Annotated in this window: 23 protein-coding genes; 18 read left to right on the top strand and 5 right to left on the bottom strand. The window is 66.3% G+C overall.

From position 1 onward, the window contains the following. The first annotated feature begins 69 nt into the window (after positions 1-69). The 3 genes from lon to CFP71_RS01465 all read left to right on the top strand — a co-directional run bounded on the left by lon (position 70) and on the right by CFP71_RS01465 (position 4,498). Positions 70-2,472: an endopeptidase La gene (gene lon / locus CFP71_RS01480; protein WP_093932012.1), complete on the top strand. Its 2,403-nt coding sequence runs from the start codon at positions 70-72 to the stop codon at positions 2,470-2,472. A gap of 362 nt (positions 2,473-2,834) precedes the next feature. Beyond that, positions 2,835-3,341, top strand: a complete 507-nt coding sequence (locus tag CFP71_RS01470; RefSeq protein ID WP_093932010.1) for a helix-turn-helix domain-containing protein — start codon at positions 2,835-2,837, stop codon at positions 3,339-3,341. Beyond that, positions 3,338-4,498 carry an alkaline phosphatase PhoX gene (locus CFP71_RS01465; RefSeq protein ID WP_093932009.1) on the top strand — a complete coding sequence of 387 codons (1,161 nt, stop codon included), beginning with the start codon at positions 3,338-3,340 and terminating at the stop codon, positions 4,496-4,498. Before CFP71_RS01470 ends, CFP71_RS01465 begins: the two co-directional genes overlap by 4 nt. A gap of 43 nt (positions 4,499-4,541) precedes the next feature. Here the strand turns inward: CFP71_RS01465 and CFP71_RS01460 are convergent, their stop codons facing one another. Further along, positions 4,542-5,192 (bottom strand): DedA family protein, encoded by a 651-nt coding sequence (locus tag CFP71_RS01460; RefSeq protein WP_093932008.1) that lies wholly within the window; start codon positions 5,190-5,192, stop codon positions 4,542-4,544. 135 nt (positions 5,193-5,327) lie between these two features. Between CFP71_RS01460 and CFP71_RS01455 the strand changes: the two genes are divergently transcribed. Genes CFP71_RS01455 through CFP71_RS01440 form a run of 4 tightly spaced genes read left to right on the top strand, consistent with a single transcriptional unit; the run spans position 5,328 to position 7,834 of the window. Beyond that, positions 5,328-6,479: a sensor histidine kinase gene (locus tag CFP71_RS01455; RefSeq protein WP_093932007.1), complete on the top strand. Its 1,152-nt coding sequence runs from the start codon at positions 5,328-5,330 to the stop codon at positions 6,477-6,479. Continuing rightward, on the top strand, positions 6,470-7,114 hold the full coding sequence (locus CFP71_RS01450; protein WP_093932006.1) for a response regulator: 645 nt from the start codon (positions 6,470-6,472) through the stop codon (positions 7,112-7,114). Before CFP71_RS01455 ends, CFP71_RS01450 begins: the two co-directional genes overlap by 10 nt. A gap of 43 nt (positions 7,115-7,157) precedes the next feature. Beyond that, positions 7,158-7,448: an ArsR/SmtB family transcription factor gene (locus tag CFP71_RS01445; protein ID WP_093932005.1), complete on the top strand. Its 291-nt coding sequence runs from the start codon at positions 7,158-7,160 to the stop codon at positions 7,446-7,448. Next, positions 7,445-7,834 (top strand): VOC family protein, encoded by a 390-nt coding sequence (locus tag CFP71_RS01440; protein ID WP_093932004.1) that lies wholly within the window; start codon positions 7,445-7,447, stop codon positions 7,832-7,834. The genes CFP71_RS01445 and CFP71_RS01440 overlap by 4 nt, the downstream gene beginning before the upstream one ends. Before the next feature lie 52 nt (positions 7,835-7,886). Here the strand turns inward: CFP71_RS01440 and CFP71_RS01435 are convergent, their stop codons facing one another. Together CFP71_RS01435 and CFP71_RS44000 are read right to left on the bottom strand one after the other, a co-directional pair. Then, complete coding sequence (locus CFP71_RS01435) at positions 7,887-8,267, bottom strand: VOC family protein (protein ID WP_093932003.1); 381 nt, start codon at positions 8,265-8,267, stop codon at positions 7,887-7,889. Between the two features lie 47 nt (positions 8,268-8,314). Then, positions 8,315-8,458, bottom strand: coding sequence for a hypothetical protein (locus CFP71_RS44000; RefSeq protein ID WP_167405960.1), 144 nt, complete (start codon positions 8,456-8,458; stop codon positions 8,315-8,317). Between the two features lie 97 nt (positions 8,459-8,555). On the opposite strand from CFP71_RS44000, the gene CFP71_RS01430 reads away from it, so the two are divergent. The 3 genes from CFP71_RS01430 to CFP71_RS01420 are packed head-to-tail and all read left to right on the top strand — an operon-like array spanning position 8,556 to position 10,884. Then, positions 8,556-9,194, top strand: a complete 639-nt coding sequence (locus CFP71_RS01430; protein ID WP_093932002.1) for a TetR/AcrR family transcriptional regulator — start codon at positions 8,556-8,558, stop codon at positions 9,192-9,194. 41 nt (positions 9,195-9,235) lie between these two features. Continuing rightward, positions 9,236-10,444, top strand: a complete 1,209-nt coding sequence (locus CFP71_RS01425) for a DUF4241 domain-containing protein (RefSeq protein ID WP_093932001.1) — start codon at positions 9,236-9,238, stop codon at positions 10,442-10,444. Positions 10,445-10,461: 17 nt separating this feature from the next. Further along, the gene (locus tag CFP71_RS01420; protein WP_093932000.1) at positions 10,462-10,884 is read left to right on the top strand and encodes a PPOX class F420-dependent oxidoreductase; all 423 of its coding nucleotides are present in this window, start codon (positions 10,462-10,464) and stop codon (positions 10,882-10,884) included. On the opposite strand, the gene CFP71_RS01415 is transcribed toward CFP71_RS01420, so the two are convergent. After that, a complete protein-coding gene (locus CFP71_RS01415; protein WP_244199517.1) occupies positions 10,790-11,404 on the bottom strand; it encodes a GNAT family N-acetyltransferase in 615 nt (204 codons plus the stop codon). The genes CFP71_RS01420 and CFP71_RS01415 overlap by 95 nt on opposite strands. A gap of 40 nt (positions 11,405-11,444) precedes the next feature. On the opposite strand from CFP71_RS01415, the gene CFP71_RS01410 reads away from it, so the two are divergent. The 8 genes from CFP71_RS01410 to CFP71_RS43290 all read left to right on the top strand — a co-directional run bounded on the left by CFP71_RS01410 (position 11,445) and on the right by CFP71_RS43290 (position 16,714). Beyond that, the gene (locus tag CFP71_RS01410; RefSeq protein WP_093931999.1) at positions 11,445-12,008 is read left to right on the top strand and encodes a dihydrofolate reductase family protein; all 564 of its coding nucleotides are present in this window, start codon (positions 11,445-11,447) and stop codon (positions 12,006-12,008) included. Between the two features lie 48 nt (positions 12,009-12,056). Further along, on the top strand, positions 12,057-12,431 hold the full coding sequence (locus CFP71_RS01405; RefSeq protein ID WP_093931998.1) for a hypothetical protein: 375 nt from the start codon (positions 12,057-12,059) through the stop codon (positions 12,429-12,431). A gap of 669 nt (positions 12,432-13,100) precedes the next feature. Continuing rightward, on the top strand, positions 13,101-13,325 hold the full coding sequence (locus CFP71_RS43305; protein WP_143267014.1) for a hypothetical protein: 225 nt from the start codon (positions 13,101-13,103) through the stop codon (positions 13,323-13,325). A 406-nt stretch (positions 13,326-13,731) separates the two neighbouring features. Next, the gene (locus tag CFP71_RS43300; protein ID WP_143267013.1) at positions 13,732-14,178 is read left to right on the top strand and encodes a hypothetical protein; all 447 of its coding nucleotides are present in this window, start codon (positions 13,732-13,734) and stop codon (positions 14,176-14,178) included. A gap of 21 nt (positions 14,179-14,199) precedes the next feature. Continuing rightward, positions 14,200-14,403, top strand: a complete 204-nt coding sequence (locus CFP71_RS01395) for a hypothetical protein (protein WP_093931996.1) — start codon at positions 14,200-14,202, stop codon at positions 14,401-14,403. A gap of 146 nt (positions 14,404-14,549) precedes the next feature. After that, positions 14,550-15,776 (top strand): helix-turn-helix transcriptional regulator, encoded by a 1,227-nt coding sequence (locus tag CFP71_RS01390; RefSeq protein WP_341866872.1) that lies wholly within the window; start codon positions 14,550-14,552, stop codon positions 15,774-15,776. Between the two features lie 37 nt (positions 15,777-15,813). Beyond that, positions 15,814-16,146, top strand: coding sequence for a hypothetical protein (locus CFP71_RS43295; protein ID WP_143267012.1), 333 nt, complete (start codon positions 15,814-15,816; stop codon positions 16,144-16,146). A gap of 307 nt (positions 16,147-16,453) precedes the next feature. Further along, positions 16,454-16,714, top strand: a complete 261-nt coding sequence (locus CFP71_RS43290; protein WP_143267011.1) for a hypothetical protein — start codon at positions 16,454-16,456, stop codon at positions 16,712-16,714. Positions 16,715-17,062: 348 nt separating this feature from the next. On the opposite strand, the gene CFP71_RS01385 is transcribed toward CFP71_RS43290, so the two are convergent. After that, a complete protein-coding gene (locus CFP71_RS01385; protein ID WP_093931994.1) occupies positions 17,063-20,542 on the bottom strand; it encodes a hypothetical protein in 3,480 nt (1,159 codons plus the stop codon). Positions 20,543-20,837 lie beyond the last annotated feature (295 nt).

Raw genomic sequence — 20,837 nt, 5'->3', positions numbered from 1 at the left:
CGAGAAGGAAACAAACGGGTCGATCGGAGAGTTGAGCTAGGCAGACTCAACTAACCGAGGAGTGCACAGATGACCGACAACCGCCTCCTGCCCGTCCTCCCGCTCGATGACGACGTCGTGCTGCCGGGCATGATCGTCCCGCTCGACCTCGCCGACACGGAGACGCGCGCCGCGGTGGAGTCCGCCCAGGCCAACACGCCTGCCCAGGCTTCTTTCCCGGGGATCCGGTCCGGCGCCGCCACCAAGGCCGAGGTGCTGATCGTCCCCCGCGTCCACGGCGAGTACGCCGAGCTCGGCACCATCGCCACCGTCGAGCGCATCGGGCGCGTGCCCGGCGGCAAGACCGCGGTGCTGCTGCGCGGCACCCGCCGCGCCGTCGTCGGCCGCATCGCCGACGGTCCCGGCGCCGCCCGCTGGGTCCACGCCGAGGTCGCCACCGAGACCACCGACGACGACTCCGCGAAGCTCGCGTCCGAGTACAAGAGCGTCGTCCTCGCGATCCTCCAGCAGCGCGGCGGCTGGCAGATGATCGACGCCGTCCAGGAGGTCGAGGATCCGTCCGCGCTCGCCGACCTCGCGGGCAACTCGTCGTACCTGAACACCGAGCAGAAGCTCGAACTGCTCTCCGCGCTCGACGTTTCGGCACGGCTCGAAAAGGCCCTCGAATGGAGCCGCGAGCAGCTGGCCGAGCTCGAGGTCACCGACACGATCCGCAAGGACGTCCAGGAGGGCATGGAGAAGCAGCAGAAGGAGTTCCTGCTGCGCCGCCAGCTCGAAGCCATCCGCAAGGAGCTGGGCGAACTCGACGGCACCGCCAACGACGACGACTACCGTGCCCGCGTCGAGGCCGCGGAACTGCCGGACGCGGTCAAGAAGGCCGCACTGTCCGAAGTGGACAAACTGGAGCGGACGTCGGACCAGTCCCCCGAGGGCGGCTGGATCCGCACGTGGCTGGACACCGTCCTCGAACTGCCGTGGAACGAGCGCACCACCGACGTCCACGACATCGCGGCCGCGCGCGACATCCTCGACGCCGATCACGCCGGTCTCGACGACGTGAAGGAACGCATCATCGAGTACCTGGCCGTCCGCAAGCGCCGCGCCGAATCGGGTCTGGGTCCGGTCGGCGGACGCCGTTCGGGCGCGGTGCTCGCGCTCGCCGGCCCTCCCGGGGTCGGCAAGACCTCGCTCGGCGAGTCCGTGGCGAAGGCGATGGGGCGCAAGTTCGTCCGCGTCGCGCTCGGCGGCATCCGCGACGAGGCCGAGATCCGCGGTCACCGCCGCACCTACGTCGGCGCGCTGCCCGGCCGGATCGTCCGCGCCATCAAGGAAGCGGGCTCGATGAACCCAGTCGTGCTGCTCGACGAGATCGACAAGGTCGGCGCCGACTACCGGGGCGATCCGACGGCCGCGCTGCTGGAGGTGCTGGACCCGGAGCAGAACCACACGTTCCGCGACCACTACCTCGAGGTCGAGCTGGACCTGTCCGACGTCGTGTTCCTCGCGACGGCGAACGCGCTCGAAACCATCCCGGGCCCGCTGCTGGACCGGATGGAGCTGGTCACCCTCGACGGCTACACCGAGCACGAGAAGGTCACCATCGCCCGCGACCACCTGCTCCCCCGCGAGCTGGACCGGGCGGGCCTCGGCAAGGACGACGTCACGCTGACCGACGGCGCGTTCAGCCGGATCGCCGCCGAGTACACGCGGGAAGCCGGGGTGCGCAACGCGAACCGGACCATCGCGAAGGTGCTGCGGAAGGTGGCGACCAAGGTCGCGCTCGACGAGGTCGAGCTGCCGCTGACGATCGACGCCGACGGGCTCGAGACCTACCTCGGCCGCCCGCGGCACCTGCCGGAGTCCTCGCTGCCCGCGTCGACCCAGCGCACGTCGACGCCGGGGGTGGCGACCGGTCTCGCGGTGACCGGCGCCGGCGGTGACGTCCTCTACATCGAGGCGTCGCTGGCGGATCCGGAATCCGGCTCGACCGGACTGGCCCTGACCGGTCAGCTGGGCGACGTGATGAAGGAGTCGGTGCAGATCGCGTTGTCGTACCTGCGCTCGCACGGCGCGGAGCTGGAACTCCCGGTCGGCGACCTGAAGGACCGCGGCATCCACGTGCACGTCCCCGCGGGCGCGGTGCCCAAGGACGGGCCGAGCGCCGGCATCACGATGACGACCGCGCTGGCGTCCCTGCTTTCGGGCCGGGTCGTGAAATCGGACGTCGCGATGACCGGTGAGGTGTCGCTGACCGGCCGCGTGCTGCCGATCGGCGGGGTCAAGCAGAAGCTGCTGGCCGCGCACCGGGCCGGGATGAAGACGGTGATCATCCCGCAGCGCAACGAGCCGGACCTCGACGACGTCCCGGCCGAAGTGCTGGCACAGCTGGATGTCCACGCCGTGGCGAACGTCCGCGAAGTGCTGGACCTCGCGCTGGCCCCGGCGACGGCTCCGGTCGCCCAAGCGGCGTAACGGCGCGAGACCGAAGGCCCCGGATCCGTCCAGGATCCGGGGCCTTCGTCGTCGAAACCCGGACGAACCCGGACATTAAACCTCCTTAAACTCACTATCACGATTTGATAACGTGCATTCCGTGCCATCCATCCGGAGGCCGCCACTGAGCCTTGAGAGGGCAAGGTCATGAGTCACGGAATCCTGCCGCCCCGGCGGCCGAGGCGAAGCTGCGTTTCGGCCGGTCAGATCGTTTGCCTGAGCATTCTCACCGTATTGACCACGGCACTGACCTTCGCCGGTACGAGTGCGCCGATCGCGGCGGGGATCGCGATCACTCTGCTCGGTGCCGTCGTCCGCCCCGTGCCCGCCCGGGCACGCCGATGAACACCACCCTCACCACGGAATCGGACTTCATGGCGCGGCTGCGCGAACTCCGCGACCGGAGCGGCCTCAGCATCCGCGCGCTGGCCGCCGCGACCGGTCAGTCCCGAAGCACCTTGGCCGACTCCTTGGCCCGGAACACTTTGCCCGGCAACGAAAACCAGATGCGTGTCCTGTTGCGAGCGCTGCTGCGGGCCGTTCCCGGCGAACCGGGACTCGACGAGTATCTCGCCGATTGGCGTCACCTGATCGGACGTCGTCACCACCGTGATGGCGGCTGCGCTCCGGTCGACCGGATACTCCTCGCCCTGGAAATCGCCGAACAACGAGGTGGAGCCGAAGCACCGGGCCTTCGCAAGGCGAAGGAAATAGTGCTGAGCGAGGCTTCCCTACGAAAGTTCTCCCCTCCCGGTGAATACGCCGCGAATTCACCTGGAAGTCCCGTTCCGCCCGTACTCTCCGATCCGCTCCTTCCCGCACCACCACATCAGCGGAGGCACGAGTGAAGCGACGGAATTTCCTGCGCGCGGCCGTGGTCGGCGCCGGCGTCACGGCGTTCGGAAACAGGCTCTCGGGGGCCGCGCTGGCGGCGCCCGCGCAGAACGGACCCAGCCCGTACGGCGCGCTCCAGGCCGCCGACGCGAACGGGATCCAGCTGCCCGCGGGATTCACCAGCCGCGTCATCGCACGATCCGGCCAGAAGGTCGCGAGCACCGGTTACACCTGGCACAGCGCGCCGGACGGCGGCGCGGTGTTCGCCGACGGCAGCGGCTGGATCTACGTGTCGAACTCGGAGATCACGCCCGGCGGTGGAGCGAGCGCGGTCAAGTTCGACGCGAGCGGGAACATCACCGGTGCCCACCGGGTCCTGGCGAACACCCGCCAGAACTGCGCGGGCGGCAAGACTCCTTGGAACACCTGGCTTTCCTGCGAGGAGATCGATCTCGGCTTCGTCTACGAATGCCAGCCGAACGGGCCCGCCTCGGCCGCCGTCCAGCGGCCCGCGATGGGGAAGTTCAAGCACGAGGCCGCGGCGGCCGACCCGGTGCGCAAGGTCGTCTACCTGACCGAGGACACCACGGACGGCTGTCTCTACCGTTTCGTCCCGGCGACCTGGGGTGACCTTTCCACCGGGACGCTGCAGGTGCTGAAGGCGGGCACGGCGACGTCGGGCAGCTTCACCTGGGCGAACGTGCCCGACCCCGACGGCTCCCCCACCGCCACGCGCAACCAGGTGTCCGGCGCGAAGCGGTTCAACGGCGGCGAAGGGCTGCACTACGCCAACGACACCGCGTGGTTCACCACGAAGGGCGACAATCGCGTCTGGCAGCTCAACCTGGCGAACAGCACCTACGAACTGGCCTACGACGACTCGCTGGTCAGCCCCGGCTCGGCACCGCTGACCGGCGTCGACAACGTCACCGGGACCTCCTCGGGCGACCTGTACGTCGCCGAAGACGGCGGCAACATGGAGATCTGCGTCATCACGCCGAACGACATCGTGGCGCCCTTCCTGCGGATCACCGGCCAGAGCTCGTCGGAGATCTGCGGTCCCGCGTTCACCCCGGCGGGGAACCGGCTGTACTTCTCGTCGCAACGCGGCACCTCCGGTTCGTCGTCCGGCGGGATCACCTATGAGGTGACCGGCCCGTTCCGGTCCTGATACGACCGTGTGGGGCGCCCGCTCCCGGCGCCCCACACGGGGCTCAGGCGTCGGTGCGGTTCTTCTCACGAAGCCGGTTCACGACGAAGAGCACGACCGCGATCGCGACGGCGGCGATCACGAAGTACTGGAAGAACCCGGCGTACTCCTCGACCAGGTGCCAGCTCTCCCCGAGGGCGTACCCGGCCAGGACGAACACCGTGTTCCAGATCAGGCTGCCCAGCGTGGTCAGGGCCAGGAACCGCCAGAACGGCATCCGCTCGATCCCGGCGGGCAGGGAGATGAGGCTGCGGAAGATCGGCACCATCCGGCCGAAGAACACCGCCTTGGTGCCGTGCTTCTGGAACCAGGCCTCGGTTTTGTCGAAGTCGGACGCCTTGACCAGCGGGATCTTCGCCATCCAGCGGCGTGTGCGGTCACGGCCCAGCAGCAGTCCGAGGTAGTAGACGATGATCGCGCCCGCGACCGACCCGAAGGTCGTCCACACGAGCGCTTCCACCAGGGTGAACGTGCCCTGACTGGCGGAGAACCCGGCGAGCGGGAGCACGAGCTCGCTCGGGATCGGCGGGAACAGGTTGTCCAGTCCGACGATGATCGCGGCTCCCGGACCGCCCAGCGCGTCCATCAGTGACACCGCCCAGCCGGCGAGGCCGCTCATCGGTTCGCTGGCGGCTTGGGCGAGGAGGAGGTTCATGGCGGCCTTTCGTGGTCGTCTGCGGATATCAACGAACGTACGAATTGCCCGGGTTCCGCACCCTGGGGTGAAGCGGCAGAGATCACTGCGGAAAACCGCAGTACCGATCTTCGGGTACCCCGCTAACCTGGCGTTATGCCTGTTCCGGCAGCGACGCGCCGCTACCTGCGCAAAGCGCTCCGCGGCACGCTGGGCCTGGCCATCGGCGCCATGACCGCGTTCGCGGAGTTCTTCTACGTGCTCTTCGGCGGCCTCGCGCTCGCGATCCCCGCGCTGCGGGAGCCTGTCTTCGCCGGTGCCCACGTACTGTCCGAAGTGGAGCGCCAACGACTGGAGAAGTACTTCGGCGATCGGAACACCATCCTCTACGACGAGCGCCGCGCGATGGTCTACCTGATCCCGCGCTGCGTCGTCGGACTGCTCAGCGCCGGGATCTTCGTGATGATCCTGCTGGGCACCGGCTCCGGCGTGATCATCACCTATCAGCTGTTCAACGGTCAGTCTCCCGGAGGTGGAGCGCCCGCCGACTGGTACGACCCCATCACCACCGCGCTTTTCGGCGCACTGCTCATCTTTCTTTCTCTGCAAGGACTTCTGGGTGCGGCGACGCTGGACCGCAAGCTGGCACGACGCTTTTTCGGCCCCAGCAAACAGGAAAAGTTGCGCCGCCGGGTCTCCGCACTCGCGACCAGCCGGGCCGAGGTGGTCGAAGCGGTCAACGGCGAGCGCCGCCGGATCGAACGGGACCTGCACGACGGCGTCCAGCAGCGGCTGGTCGCGCTCGGGATGCTGCTCGGCCGGGCGCGGCGCACCGGCGATCCGGACCACGCGTCGGACCTGCTCCGGCAGGCACACGAGGAATCCCAGCGCGCTCTCGAAGACCTGCGCGAGGTTTCGTGGCGGGTGTACCCGATCGCGTTGGACTCGGACGGGCTGCACCCCGCGCTGGAGGCGCTCGCGGAACGTTCCGGCGTGCCGGTCCACCTGCGGGTCGACCTGCCGGAACGGCCACCGGCGGCCATCGAGACCGTCGTCTACTTCGTCGCCTCCGAGGCGGTCACCAATACGATCAAGCACGCCGCGGCGTCGCGGATCGACATCGAGGCCGAGCGGGACGAGGTTGGAGTGCGGGTGCGGATCACCGACGACGGTGTGGGCGGGGCGCTGGCGTCCGGTGGCGGCCTCTCCGGCCTCGCGCGGCGCGTCGCGGCGGCGGACGGCCGGTTCATCGTGAGGAGTCCGCCCGGCGGTCCGACCGTGGTGACGGCGGTGCTGCCGTGCGGCTGATCCTCGCCGAGGACTCGACCCTGCTGCGCGAAGGGCTCGTCCGGCTGCTGATCGAAGAGGGGCACGACGTCGTGGCGTCGGTCGGCGACGGCGGCGCACTCGTCTCGACGACGGCCGCGTACCAGCCGGACGTGGTCGTCACCGACGTCCGCATGCCCCCGACCCATACCGACGAAGGCCTGCGCGCGGCGCTCGAGATCCGGAAACGCTGGCCGGGGATCGGCGTCCTGGTGCTCTCGCAGTACGTCGAGAAGCGCTACGCCGCCGAGCTGATCACCGGCGACGGCGAACGCGTCGGCTATCTGCTCAAGGACCGGGTCGCCCAGGTGGGCGAATTCCTGGACGCGCTCGACAGGGTCGCGGCGGGCGGGGCGGCGTTCGATCCGGAGGTGGTCCGGCGGCTGCTGGCCCGGACGACGCACACCGATCCGCTCGCGAAGCTGACCGCCCGCGAACGCGAGGTGCTGGAGAAAATGGCGCAGGGCCACACGAATTCCGGGATCGCCGAGTCGCTGTTCGTGTCGCTGAGCGCGGTCGAGAAGCACGTGAACGCCATCTTCGACAAGCTCGGACTGGCCAGCGCGGCCGGTTACAGCCGCCGCGTCCTGGCGATCCTGCGCTACCTCGGCTCCTGACCCCGGCTTGACAGGCAAGTGACGACTTGCCTATAACGGGGGCGTGGACGGCGACCTGTTCAAGGCGATCGGCGACGCGACGCGGCGCATCATCCTGGACGAGCTGACCGAAAAGGACGGTCAGACCCTGTTCGAGATCTGCGGCAGGCTGACCATGAAGCACGGCCTGGCGTCTTCGCGGCAGGCCATCTCGCAGCATCTCGCGATGCTCGAACAGGCGGGCCTGGTGCACACCCGGCGACAGGGCCGCTACAAGTTCCACCACATCGACACGAGTCCGCTGCGGTCGATCGTCGAGCGGTGGCCCATCGACCGAGAGGAACCGAACCCGTGATCCGGATCAACATCACCAGCGTCTTCGTCGACGACCAGGCCAAGGCGCTGGCCTTCTACACCGAGAAGCTGGGGTTCACCAAGAAGACCGACGTGCCCACCGGCGACGCCCGCTGGCTCACCGTGGTCTCCCCCGCCAATCCCGACGGTGTCGAACTCCTGCTGGAGCCGGACGGGCATCCCGCGGCGAAGCCGTTCAAGAAGGCCCTGGCCGACGACGGGATCCCGTTCACCCAGTTCGCCGTCGACGACGTGTACGCCGAGGTCGAGCGCCTCAAGGGACTGGGCGTCGAGTTCACCCAGGACGCCGTCGACATGGGCCCCGTGGTCACCGCGGTCTTCGACGACACCTGCGGCAACCTGATCCAGCTCGCCGCGATGAAGTAGCCGAAAAGCGGGGCTCGGTCCACTGTGGACCGAGCCCCGCTTCGGCGTTTCCTTACTGCTGCACCCATTCCACGAGTTCCACGGGCACGCCGTTCGGGTCGGCGACCATGAAGAGGCGTTCTCCCCACGGCTCTTCCCGCAGCGGCAGCGTGATCTCGACACCTTCCTCGCGCAGGCGCTTTTCCTCGGCTTCGAGATTCTCGACCGTGAAGGCCACGATCACGCCGGACGCGCGCACCTGTCGCAGGTTCTCCGGCAGGACCTCGATCCCCGCCTGAAGCAGGACGATGGCCAGCTTCGCGGTCTCGTGCCCAAGGGAGACGAAACCCTCCGCGGCCATCTGCTCGGTGAAACCGAAGTGCTCGGTGAAGAAGCGGCTGGAGGCGGCGACGTCGTCGACGGTCAGCGAAACGGTGGAGGCAAGGACGTTCATGGGCTATCCCCTTCGGTCGGCGGTGAGTTCTGGGACGAGCTGATCGGTCAGTACGACCGGCGGCGCGGGACACCGGTCGAGCGGCGCACCGGCGTCGAGCGGCCGGGGAACGGCTGCTGACGGCGGCGGTCGTTCCGGCGGGCCTGAGCGCGGTTGGTGCCTTCGTTGCCTTGGGGGATTCGAGCGGTCAAGGAGCCTCTTCTCTCGCTGTTCGGTAGTACGGACGTAAGTTTACATCTGACCTACAGTAAGTCAAGGATATTTTTACGACGGTGGTAAACTTCGCTCATGACCAGCACGGATGTGGGCTTACGGGAGCTCAAGAAGCAGGAGACACGGCAGCTGATCTCCGACAAGGCGACTCTCCTCTTCATCGAGAAGGGCTTCGAGGAGACGACGATCGCCGAGATCGCGACGGCGGCGAGGGTCGCGAAGAAGACAGTCACCAACTACTTCGCACGCAAAGAAGACCTGGCGCTGGATCAGCACGAGGAGTTCACGAACGGGCTGGCCAACGCCGTTCGCGATCGGGAGCCGGGCGAGTCGGCGCTGGCCGCGCTCCGGCGCGTCTTCCTGGCCGCGGTCGCCGAGCACTCGCCTGTGATCGGCTTCACCGGGCAGGTTTTCGCGAAAATGGTGCTGGAGAGCCCGACGTTGACCGCGCGGCTGCGTGAACTGCACGAACTGCGGGAAGAAGCGCTCGCCACGCTGCTCGCGGCCGAGACCGGAGCCGACGCGGACGACGTCACCCCGGTCATGGCGGCCGCCGAACTCAACGCGATCGACCGCGTCCTCTTCCGCGAGGTCCTGCGGCGGTCTCACGCCGGCGAGAGCAACGACGAGATAGCCGAAGCGCTGACGAAGGCGACGCAGCGCGCTTTCGAACTGCTGGAGCCCGCCTTCGGCGACTACGCGATCCGCGTGTAACTCCTAGTGTTCTGTCGGTGGCGCCCGCTAGGGTCCGCTGCATGTCTGAGGGGACTTCGTTCGAAGTCATCTGTTGTGAGGGCTGGGATCCGGCCGCCCGTGTTCTGGTCGGCAGGCTCGCACCCGGTACGGCCCGGGAACGCGACGCCGCTGGTGAGCAGTACGCCGTCGCGCTGGTTCGTCCCGGCACCGAGTCGCCGTCGGTGCTGCTCGAAATCGCGTGGCAGCACCATTTCGCGCGCTGCTGGCACGTCGACGAGCAGGGCAGGCGACGCGCTTCGTTCGAGTACCGCTTGCTCGAAGACGGCAGCTTGTTCCTCGTACGCGTCGAGCAGTGGACCTACAAAACCCCGGACCAGGAGGAATTCGACAAACAGACCGCCGGCCGCGTGGAGATGTCCTTCGGCCCCGAAGGCGAAGGCTGGATGCACCAGGCGCCCGACGGCTACGCGGGCGGATCCAGCAGCGGCCGCGCGCACAAGCCGGTGTCCGAGCTGACCACGCCGAAGCCCGCCTTCGGTGAGTGGGAGTCTCTCGCGAACTCGGGGCCGCTGACGCTGCGGACGCCGGAGGCTCCCGAAACCGATCCACCGCTTCCTCTCGAAGCGCGTCCCTGGCGCCCGTCGGTTCCGTTGCGGCCCAACGGCATGGTGGAGATGTTCACCGCGGGCACGCGTTTCGCGTTGCGCAGCGGTCTCGTGGAGGTCGAGCTTCAGGACGCCGGGAGGCTCCGCATGTCCAGCGGCAGGCTCGTCGCCTCGGATCCGGCCTTCCTGGACGCGGACTCCGACCACTTCACGGTCACGGTCCCGCCCGGGGAACACCGGGTCGAGCTCTCCGTGATCCGGTTCGTCGACGAACCCGCCCATGAGCGGGTCGCCGCCGCGAAACTCGTCGTCGCCGACGGACAGGTGGCCACCTGGGAAGTCGCGCTCTGGCCGGGTCAGAACGCGCTTTTCCTGGGCGACGGGGAGTTCTACGGCTACGGCGTGGACAGCGGGACAGGCTGTTTCGCCGACGCCGACGCCCTCCCCGAGGAGGTGGACGACGACCTCATGGAGAAGTTCGCCGAGGTGGATCCCCACGTCGACATCACCCCGGAGGGAGCCGACGGCAACATCATCGCGTTCGCCACCGGCTGGGGAGACGGGAGCTACCCGACCTGGATCGGCCGAGCCGCCGACGGCACCCCGGTCTGCTTCGTGACCGACATGCTGGTGCTCAACGGAGCGCAGGCGCTCACGGCATAGCCGAGGAGAATGACGTCATGGCCTTCACCGAGGACGAGATCGCGTATCTGCGTTCCCAACCCCTGGCTCGCCTCGCGACCCTGTCCGAGGACGGCGAGCAGCCCGACGTCGTCCCGCTGGCGTTCGAGTTCGACGGGACGCATTTCTGGGTCGGTGGCGCGGGCGCGTCGGTCCTCGTGACCCGAAAGTTCCGCAACATCCGAGCGGGGCAACGAAAAGTCGCCTTGGTCATCGACGACCTGGTCTCACTGGACCCGTTCGTCGCGCGCGGTGTCCGGATCTACGGCGAGGCCGCCGACCCCGTCGAACGCACGGGGGTCTTCGGCCCGGGCATCTACGCGCGCGTCACGCCCAAGGTGTCGTGGAGCTGGAACATGGCGGGCGAACCCGCGGGTGAGACTTGGTACCCGTCGAGGCGCGCGGTTCACGGCGACACGTAGAGGAGCATGTCCCGCGCGACCCCGCCGATCTCGTGATGAGCGGGCAGCAGGCCTTCGCGCCGGTAGCCCGCTTTTTCGGCCGCGCGAAAGGAGCCGCGGTTCCACGGCTCGATGGCCAGCTCGATCCGCTCGACAGCGGGGACGGCCGAGCGAAGCCGGTGATCGCCTTGAGCGCATCGGTCGCGACCCCACGTCGCCGGTGTCTTGGAGAGACCGAGTAGCCCAGGATCCCGATGCCTTCGGACAGCTTCCGCAGCCAGAGGCCGATCGTGCCGACCGCGATCCCGTCGACGGTGATCACGAAGGGAAAGCCACGTCCTTCGGTGTGACGACTCCGTTGCCGCAGCACCCAGTCTTCGGCTTCCCGCGGGGTCGGATGCGCGGGCAGGCTGCCGATGAGCGGGATGTAGGGGTCTTCGCCGAGTTCAAGGGCGAGCGAGGCGTCGGTTTCGGTGAATTCGCGCAGGACAACGGATCCGTGGGCCGGCGGCGTGGCGGGCCAGGACAGCGGCTCGGTCATCGGTCCATTCTTGTCGGAGGGCGGCGGTACGGTCTGGCGCATGCGGGAACTGATCGTCACCGAGAACTGCACGATCGACGGTGTGATCGAACTGACGGGAGACTGGTTCAGCCCGGGTGGCGGCGATCCGGACGCCGACATGTCGGATGTCCTGGCCGCGCTGCGCGAACAACGTGAGAACGCCGACGCGTTCCTAACCGGACGGGTCACCTTCGAGGACATGCGCGGCTATTGGCCGAAGCAAACCGAAGACACGACAGGGATTTCGGCTTACCTGAACTCAGTGAGCAAGTACGTGGTCTCCAGCACGCTGACGGAGCCGGAGTGGGAGAACACGAAGGTGCTCTCCGGCGAGCTTCGTTCGGAGATCGAGGGGCTGAAGGCCGCCGAGGGCGAGGACATCGTGACCACCGGCAGCATCTCGCTGGTGCACGCGCTCATCGCCGAGGGGCTCGTCGACGAGTACCGGCTGTTCGTCTACCCGGTCGTGGTCGGGGAAGGTCGCCGGTTGTTCGAGAACGCCGCCGGCGTGCCGAAGCTGCGGCTGGTCGAGGATCGGGCGTTCGCCTCGGGGATCGTGCTGTTGCGCTACCGGGCTCGGTAGGGTCGTCTTACTCCGCGTAGCGGCGCGGGTACGACGGAGGTGGCGTTCATGGTCGACGCGTCGAAGTTCACGGCCGAGGTGTTCCGCCTCGCGGCGGAGCGGCCCGGCGCTTCGCCGCGGCTGACCCGGGCGGCCGGCTGTGTCCGGGACGGCAAGTTCAGCTGGGAAGAGGTCGCCGCCGGGACCTGCGAGCATCCGCTCGCGCAGGCGTTGTTCGCGCCGAAGGCCCAGGAGAAACTGTGGCCGCAGCTGGCCGAGATCGCCGCCGAACTCGAAGCGGCACCAGAGCCGGTGGCCGCGCCCCGGCGCGCCCGTAAAGCGCCCGTGACCGACGACGACTTCAGTGAGCACACCTACCTCGAAGACCTGGCCGAACCGAACCCGCACCCGGCCTGGCCGCAGAGGCGGGATCGCGGCCGGTAAGCGCCCTGACGAAACAAGAGCGGCCCCGTGACCAGGTCACGAGGCCGCTCTGTGTGGCGAGTGAGGGATTCGAACCCCCGAAGGCAGTGCCGTCTGATTTACAGTTCGATCACGGCACTGATTCTGATTGATCCCGATTGCTGCACATTGCTGAACATGCAGCGTGCGGGGTGGTCGCTTTGATAGTGGGCACCGCTTGTCGATCGGCAGAACCAGACGTTATGGCACCGAACGCGGCACCGAAGCGGGCACGTAACAAGCCCTGGTCAGGGCGCGACACCGCGTCCATGAAGCTAACTGCGCTTGTCGCTGCCCTGCTCGTCCTCGCCGGCTGCTCTGCCGAACCATCGGCACCGCCCGCTCCTGCCCCCAGCCAGCCGCCACCAACAGTCGCCCTGCGGCTCGTTGCAACCGGGGCAGAGCAGTTCTCCTACACCGACCCGTCAGCACCCAACGGGGTCAAGACAGAGTCCACACTCACCTATCCCGACACGGTCGCAGCCGTGACCGTGCGCGTGCCGAAAGGCACCACAGTGTCGCTCAACCTTCAGCGACCGCGGCAACCGATCGGGCCTAAGTGCTGGATCTCGAACGAGACCGGAGAGCTGACCTACATAGAGGGGACCGACAGCTGTGTCTACGTCGCCAACTGACTACGACCTTGCAGGGTTGGCAGATGATTTTCGCCGCCAGCGTGACGGACACCTGCGCCTGTTCGCCGATCTCGGGAAGGACTCCGACCGTGCGTACGCGGCAGGGTTTCAGCGATCCCTGCATGCCCTGTACTTGTACACCTTCGGCGACTACGGCGAACCGCTAGAGGTGTTCAAGGCACGCCCCGATGAACACCCCGACAAACAGGGGTGTGCACACCCTGATGAACAGACCCCGTGAACGTGTTTGCACAGGTGTGCGCCAGGGGTGTGCACAGGCGTGCCGCACAGGGTGTGCGAGGCGTTCACGAACACCGTGCGGTTGACCTTGGGCGTTTGACACACGGGGCTGTGACGGTGTCCACCAGGCAGCACAGAGGGTTACTGGTCATGGTGGGCAGAAGCCACGTGGTCACCATGACCAGAGGTCAGGATGCGGCCAGGATGCCTGGTCATGCTGTCCACGTCCCTTCACCTGCTGAAACTGCGTCTCGACGGACTGTTGCCCACCATGACCAGCCGATGACGCCCACACACTCGGCACGTCACTCACCTGCGGAAACGCCAACCTAGGAGAGTGTCGTGTCCGTTGCGGTCACCATGACCGCGCTTGAGGAAATGTCACGATAAGTAGCGAAGGGACCGACATGAAGCCGGCCATTCCGACCAGCACGACTGCCACCCGTAAACCGCCCCAGCCAGGGCGTGCATCGGCTCCTGCCACAGGATCCACAGGACTGTTCAAGGGAGAGCTGAACGACGCTGCGGAAACGTTCGCCGCGGCGTGTGCACGCCCCTCGATCGAGGTGGACCGACTGCGCGGATACGACCGTGCATTGCAGGACTTGGCGGCTGCTCTGCACACCGTGCACGGCGGGCTAACTGTTCGCCGGAACCTGCTTGAGGAGTCCATGCCGGACGAGTCCGCAGGACACGAACAGTTCGCTCAAATCGTGGCCATGGTGCAGCGGATAGCCGGCGAGGCTGAAGCCCTCGTGTCCGACCAGCGACGCCGCAACAACGCAGACTGGGAGCGCATCAACGCCCCGCGCAAGAACGAACGCGGCTACGACTACGGCGCGAACCAGGAGTAGGGGGTGCGGCGGCCTGACTGGATGGCACTGAACGAGCCTCGACACTTCCTTGTCCTGGGCGCCATCGTCGCGGGTCTCCTGCTCCTGATCGGCGGCGTTCGATGGACCATGACGGAGCCAGCGCGCCAACGCCAGGAGCAGGAGCAGTCGCGCCAGATCGAGCATCAGCAGAACGTCGACAGGCTTCGGCAAGCCGACTGCATCGACCATCCAGGGCGTTGCTGACCAGGTAGCCCACGCATCAGCTCACCACTCCTCGGGCTGCGTACATCACCGGTATGGTGGTGAGGCACCTCTATCGCGGAGGGAAGCCCCCGGTTTGGCCACCGGGGGCACGCGAAAGAGGTCACTCCGCGAAGAGGGTGGTCTTGGTGACCGATTTGCCTGCTGACGCGTCCATTGGTGCGCGCATCCGCTACTACCGCGTCCAACGTGGCATGTCCCGCCCTGTCCTAGCAGGACTGGTTGGCGGGAAGTCTGCCGAGTGGGTGAAGGCCATCGAAACCGGCAAGCAGCACTCACCTCGGTTGGCGCTATTGCTTCGGATCGCGCAAGCCCTTGAGCTTCCCGACCTCGCCATGCTCACCGGCAACGGGCATGCGGTCCCGGTGTCCGTGTTCGCTGGGCCCCGGCATTCCACGCTATCCGAGGTTCAAGCCGCGCTCACCGAGTACCGGGTGTCGCTGCGTACAGAACCTGTGTCGGTGTCGCATCTCGCCGAACGCCTGCGCTACGCGTGGGCGGTACGCCACTCCTCCCCGGATCACCGGACACAACTTGGGTCGCTGCTGCCTGGTTTGATCCGCGACGCTCAGGTTGCCGTTCGGGCACTCCGGGGTGAGGAGCGGCGAGAGGCGAGGCGCGTCCTTGCCGGGGTCTACCAGCTGGCCGATTTCTTCGTCGCCTACCAGCCCGCTCCAGAGTTGGTATGGATGGTGGCCGATCGTGCGATCACAGAGGCACAGGAAGCTGACGATCCATACCTGATCGCAGGTGGTGCGTGGGCAATGGTGCAGGCCATGCGCGATGACACCCGTTGGGAAGAGGCGATCAAGCTAGCCACCGACGCACGGGACCAGCTCACGCCTCACCTTGATGGAGCCCCGGATGACTGGCGTGGCATGGTTGGCGCGCTCAACGCTGAGATCGGCTACGTGTACGCACGGCGTGGACGGCACGGTGCAGCGTGGGCGCATTGGGAGAAGGCCGACGCAGTCGCACGGAGGTTGGGCCCGGACTACCGGCACACTCAATCCAGCTTCTCTATGAGCGTGATGGCGGCACACGCAACCACGTTGGGCGTGGAGTTGCGTCGGTCTGGTGAAGCTCTACGTGCTGCGAATGCCCTGGACCCGGTGACGATTCCGTCCCTTGCCAGGCGAAGCCGACACTTGATCGAGGTAGCACGCGCTCACTCCCTCAACGGTGACCGTGTAGCCACGCTGTCGCTGTTGGACCGGTCTCAACGGGTGGCACCGGAGACGATCAGCTACAACGGTTTCGCCAGGGATATGCTGATTGACCTGCGGAAGAACCCTCCAACGGGGAAGCGCACCGAGGTTCACCAGCTGTGCAGTCGCGTCGGGATCGCTGCTTAGCCCGTTCGAGTGAGGGTAGGAATCGTACCCATCACCGTTGTTGATCACTCTTAGTTTCTCCTATGTGACTAACCGGGGATGGAACTTTCAGCAGCGTGATGATGGTGAACCCGTCATCGAGAGCAACAACCTGAGCGCTGACAACGCGGCCCGCTGGTCGTGCGTGCGCGAACTGTCCGGACCAGGCCCACACGGACACCCCGTTGAGGTAGTCACGGGCATCGTCGACACGCCCGATGGCCCCGTTCCTGCTCTCCGTGTCGGGATCAGCGTGGTCATGCTGGACGAGACGCTGACCGGCAACCTGATCACGAACGTGCTTCGGGCGAAGCATGCGGCAGGGCTCAACCGCGAAGACCCGCGGCCATGAAGCACCGCCTGGCCCATCCGTCACCGGTTCCCGCGCCGCGCCACACAGAGGACCGTGCAGACGACTTCGAGTGGCGACGGTTCATGGACACCGCCCACCTGTACCTGTGTGAGCAACTGGCGGCGGACTGGCCGCCGATGCTGAGACCGTGGTGTGAGCAGAAGCGGCGTTGGCCCCTTGGGCACGAACGGCGAAGCATCGGGACACGGCGGCTGACACCCCGCGAACTGGCGAGGATCAGCCGTTGTCCGCCTTGCAGCCGAGAGAGCCGGCGGGCGCACGTGGAGGCGCGGCAGGGAACCACCTCATGACCGTGCCAAGGCCGAACCTCGGAAGCTACGAACACTTCCTGGATGAAGTCGCCGAAGGCAGGGTGTACGTGATGGGCCTTGGTGGCGTTGGCAGTGCAGAAATCCTTGTCGGTCCGGGTGGGATCAACGCGCCCGAGTTCACAGCCTGCCGCTACTTCTACCGCGCACTCGATGCTGAGGACATTCGGGTCTTGGGTGCGAAGGTGTTCCTGATGAGGCCTCGCCACTCCCCTGACGACGCACCTCCGCCAGTCTGACAACTGCATCGAGACTCCCGACGACGGGTGCCCCTTCACCCGTGCGCGGCGTCGGGAAGCCTGGCCAGCTTGCGATCTCCCCTTTGCGCTGGCCAGGCCTTAGGTTCCCCGTCGTCCTACGGCGTCGATGACGGGGTGTCCGCATCGGTTATTGGTCTTGGGGTCGATGCGGACGCTGGGGGCGGTGTCTGACTAACCCGCCCCCGGCACTCAACTTCTGGTCAAGAATCCACTTCGGAACGGCCAGGCCCAGCCCCCGCCTTGCTGTGTCACTCCTACCCCGGAAGCAGCAGGGTGGGGAAGGGTGCCCCTGGTGATCATCGGGATCACCGGGGGCACCCCCTTCGCCTACTTTCGGAACTCCCAAGCCAGGTCATCCACCGCTTGACGGGCTGTCGTGGCGGGATTGTTGCTCTGGACAGTGATGTTCGCGGTCATCCCAGCTGACTTCCGGGCTATCTCGTTCAAACCGTCCAGCTTGGTTGAGATCTGTCGCAGGGCCGACAAGACCTCACCGTTACCCGGAGCAGTTGCGACGGGTCGTTTCACCACTGCGGCAGTCATGGGGGCACTCGGGGCATGCACCGGGCGTGCCGTGAGTTCAGACGGTGAACGACCGAAGATGCCTTCGCCGTTGTTGATGGCCCACAGCAGCGGTTCCCACCTGTCGGTCTGCTCGGCGTTGGTCACGAACTCCTTGTCAGAGGTCAACCCGAGCCCGTTGGAGAACAGAGTCAGGATGCTGTCCGACGTGGGCGTGCCAGGGCCCGCTAGCTTGCCGCCACCAGTGCCATCCACAAGAGACCCAGTCGCGTAGCCAGGCAGCCGCATCTTGCGACCATCACCAGAGGTACCGCCTGATGCCAGCCCGAACGTGGACGCGCCCTTGCCCGTGCCGCTGTTGAATTGCTGGTTGACGTGGATCGTTGCGGTACGGTCCCGAGCAGCGTTGTTCAACGCTCGTTCCGCAGCAGCCACATCGGCACGAGCGTGCGTTTCAGCCCACGTGCCGTCAGCGTTCTGCTTCCACACCCGGACAGCGCCGGTAGCGGGGTCCACGTTGGAGAACGTGGTTGTACGTGCACCCGTCGAGTCGGTCTTCACCCGCCACTGGTTCACAGCGCCAGTAGCAGGATCCGTGTGCGTGTACGTGGTGGTGTCACCACGAACGTTCCTGGTGGTGTTAGCCCAGTCCCTCACTTCACCATCAGCGGGACCGGTGTTCGTGAACAGCTTGTTCGTGATCGTCTTCGCAGACTGGTCCGAGATGAAGGCTTCAATCGCCTGCTTGGCAGCCTCGGTATCGGTCTTGACCTTGACTTCCTTACCGTCAGGAAGTTTGTAGATCGCCTCTCCTGCCTTGTTGATCTGGATCGTCGCTCCAGCGGCAGTGGCTTCCAGCGGCGTGAAGCTGGCAATGGTGTTCCGAATGGACTCGGGCAGGTCACCCTTGTACGCAGCCGCTAGCTTGACGACCTCGGCACGAGCCGCCTTCATCCCGTCAGCGGCCTTACCCTCGGGAGAGAACGCCTTCGACGCGGTCACACCAGCGTTGTAGGCGGCCTGTTCCTGTGCCGCCCATGCCCGCTCCAGATCGAGAAGAGCCTTCTCCTTGTCCTTCGCGGACGCCTTAGAGTCCTTAGAGACTTTGTTGTACGCCTCTTCCGCTTCCTTAGTGGTCAGGAGAGACCCGCGGTACTTCAACGCTGCGTCCTGTGCTGCGAACAGAGCTTCGGTGTGCTTTGTGGTTGCGTCACGCGCCTCGATCTGCGCCGCTGTCAGCGTGGTAAGCGCCATCTCCTCAGCGATGTACGCGTCATGAGCAGCCCTCGCCTGCCGGATCTGCTCACCAACAGCGCCCGTACCGTTCAGCACTGACTCGATATGTGAGCGTTGAGCATCCGTGAACTTCTGGACGGTTCCGTTCGTGCCGTCCAGAGCGGTGCCGTAGAGCTTGACCTTGTCCTTCAACTGGTCATAGTTCTGCCCAGTCTCCAAGGATGCGCCGGCCAATCCAACCAGGGCCCGCTTGTTCTCCTCGTTGACCCCCGCCGACTTGGCGATCGCGGCCAATGTCGACTCAGCAGAGGTCTTCAGCCTGTCGTACTCGACGGTGTTACCACGGATAGCAAGAGTGGCGGAGCCGATCCCAACCCCGAACGTGGCCAGGTTCGAGGCCGCGTTCTTATCCGCCAGGGCCTTCGCATCCACAGCGCGGGAGTTCTCGCCAACCACACCGTTGTCCTTGCGCAGAGCGTCCGTGAGGATCCGTACGCCTTCCTTGTGTGCGGCGGCATACTCAGCAGCCTTCTTCTGTTTCTCCCCAAGGATGTCAAGCCCGATACCCAACGCGGTGACTGCGAGGAACGCGGGGTTCAGCGCACCACCGACGAGTCCGCCGATAGCGGTACCGAACTTGCTTCCATACCTGGCGGCGCCATCCAAATCCTTACCAGCGTCCCGGACACGCTGGCCTAGCCCCTCGAATCCCTTGCCAGCATCGATACCAAACCGACTGAGGATCATGGATGAAGCGGTGAAGGATCCAGCCATCTGGGTTACGTCAGACGGGATGAGCCTTAGCACCGACGCCAGGGCATTCACGGAGGACAAGGCACCAGCACCAGCAGAGGTGAACCCGGATAGAAACCCGATCGCCGGAGACCCCGCCGCGGTGAGCTTCAGAAGCGCATCCTCGGCTGCGTCCAGGCCACCGTGGAACGACTGCAACGGCCCGTGTGCCTGCGACAGGTTCCCGATGAAGTCCCCCGTGAACCCAAGGAAGTTGCGGATCGTGCCGCCGAAGATCTCCATCGAGCGGCCCGCTGCCTGCGAGTCCTGCGCCATGTTCCGCAACATGTCCGACACACCAGCGCCGGTCTGACCAGCGAACGAGCGGAACCCTTCAAGGGCTTTGCCGCCGTTCTGGACCGCTGACACCATCCCTGGCATGGCAGACTCGGCAAAGTCAGTCACCGACCCCGTGAGGTCTTCGACCAGGGGAGCCGTCCCGGTGAACGCAGCCAAGATCTGCGGCCGCATCCGGTTGAACGACGACTGCAAGTCGTCGGCTGCACCAGCGAGCGGACCAGCCATGACCTGCGCCATTGCTTGGGTGTCGCGAACGACGTTCGTCTTCAGGCTGGAGAAGGAGTCAACTACCTGTGTGTTGCCCTTCAACGCCACTGCCGCAATACCCGTGAACAGTGCCGGGACCGCTGCCATCGACGCGGCGATACCTGCTGCACCAATCGCAGCGGAAGCTGGGAGGCCCACCGACAGGGCGGTGAACAGCAGCGCCTTCATCCGACCGGTTGCACGCTCAGCCGAGCCACTTACCGACCGTTCGATGGCACTGGCATCCGCCTCAACCGGGATCCGAACCTTGGTCTCTTCGCCTGCGACGCGGGCGAGGAGTTCCACCTCGGACTTGAACTTCGCAGCGTCCTTCACGTCGACCGGGATGTCAGCCTCTAGGGCCTTCTCGGTCTCAGCGATCACCGCGGCAAGCTCGCTACGGAACTTTTCCCCCTCGGGCGTGAGGGGTACCTTCAGGGCTTGCTTCGCTGTGTCCTTGAGGGACGCCTGAACCTTCGCCCGCCAAGCAGCGTTGACCGGGTTCTCAGCCTCGACCGGCATGCTCGCCGGCTTGCCTTTGCGGACCTTTTCCTTCGCGACCTCGACACCTTCGGGGTCGTCGAGGATGGTCCGGATGGTGATCGGGCCGCCCTTTTCGAGGCGGGCACGGATCCGTTTCTCGTCGGCCTCTGTGTTGTCGTCAAGGCGTACGTCCACGTAAGCGGACGCGATGCGAAACCCCTCAGGCATGGTTCACCGCCGAACTGGTGGACCAGGAGAGACGAGAGCCGTAGCGATCGTTCATCTCAGACAAGGCGAGGGCGATAGTCCACTCGCATTCGCGCACGGATTCCAACGTCACTGTGGTACGCAGGCCGTGTTCGTGAGTGGCGAGTTTCCCGGATCGGATGAGGTCGTGGATGAATCGCCCTGACACTGACCAGCGGTCGGCGATGCGACCGACGCGGGCACAGCCGTTGCAGGTGCCCTGGTTTCGCCGCTTCTCGTAGCGGGTGCGCGACTTAGCCATGTGTGGCACCGCCAC

This window comes from Amycolatopsis thailandensis (assembly GCF_002234405.1).
Taxonomy (GTDB): Bacteria; Actinomycetota; Actinomycetes; order Mycobacteriales; family Pseudonocardiaceae; genus Amycolatopsis; species Amycolatopsis thailandensis.
This window is presented reverse-complemented; position numbering and strand designations above follow the sequence as displayed.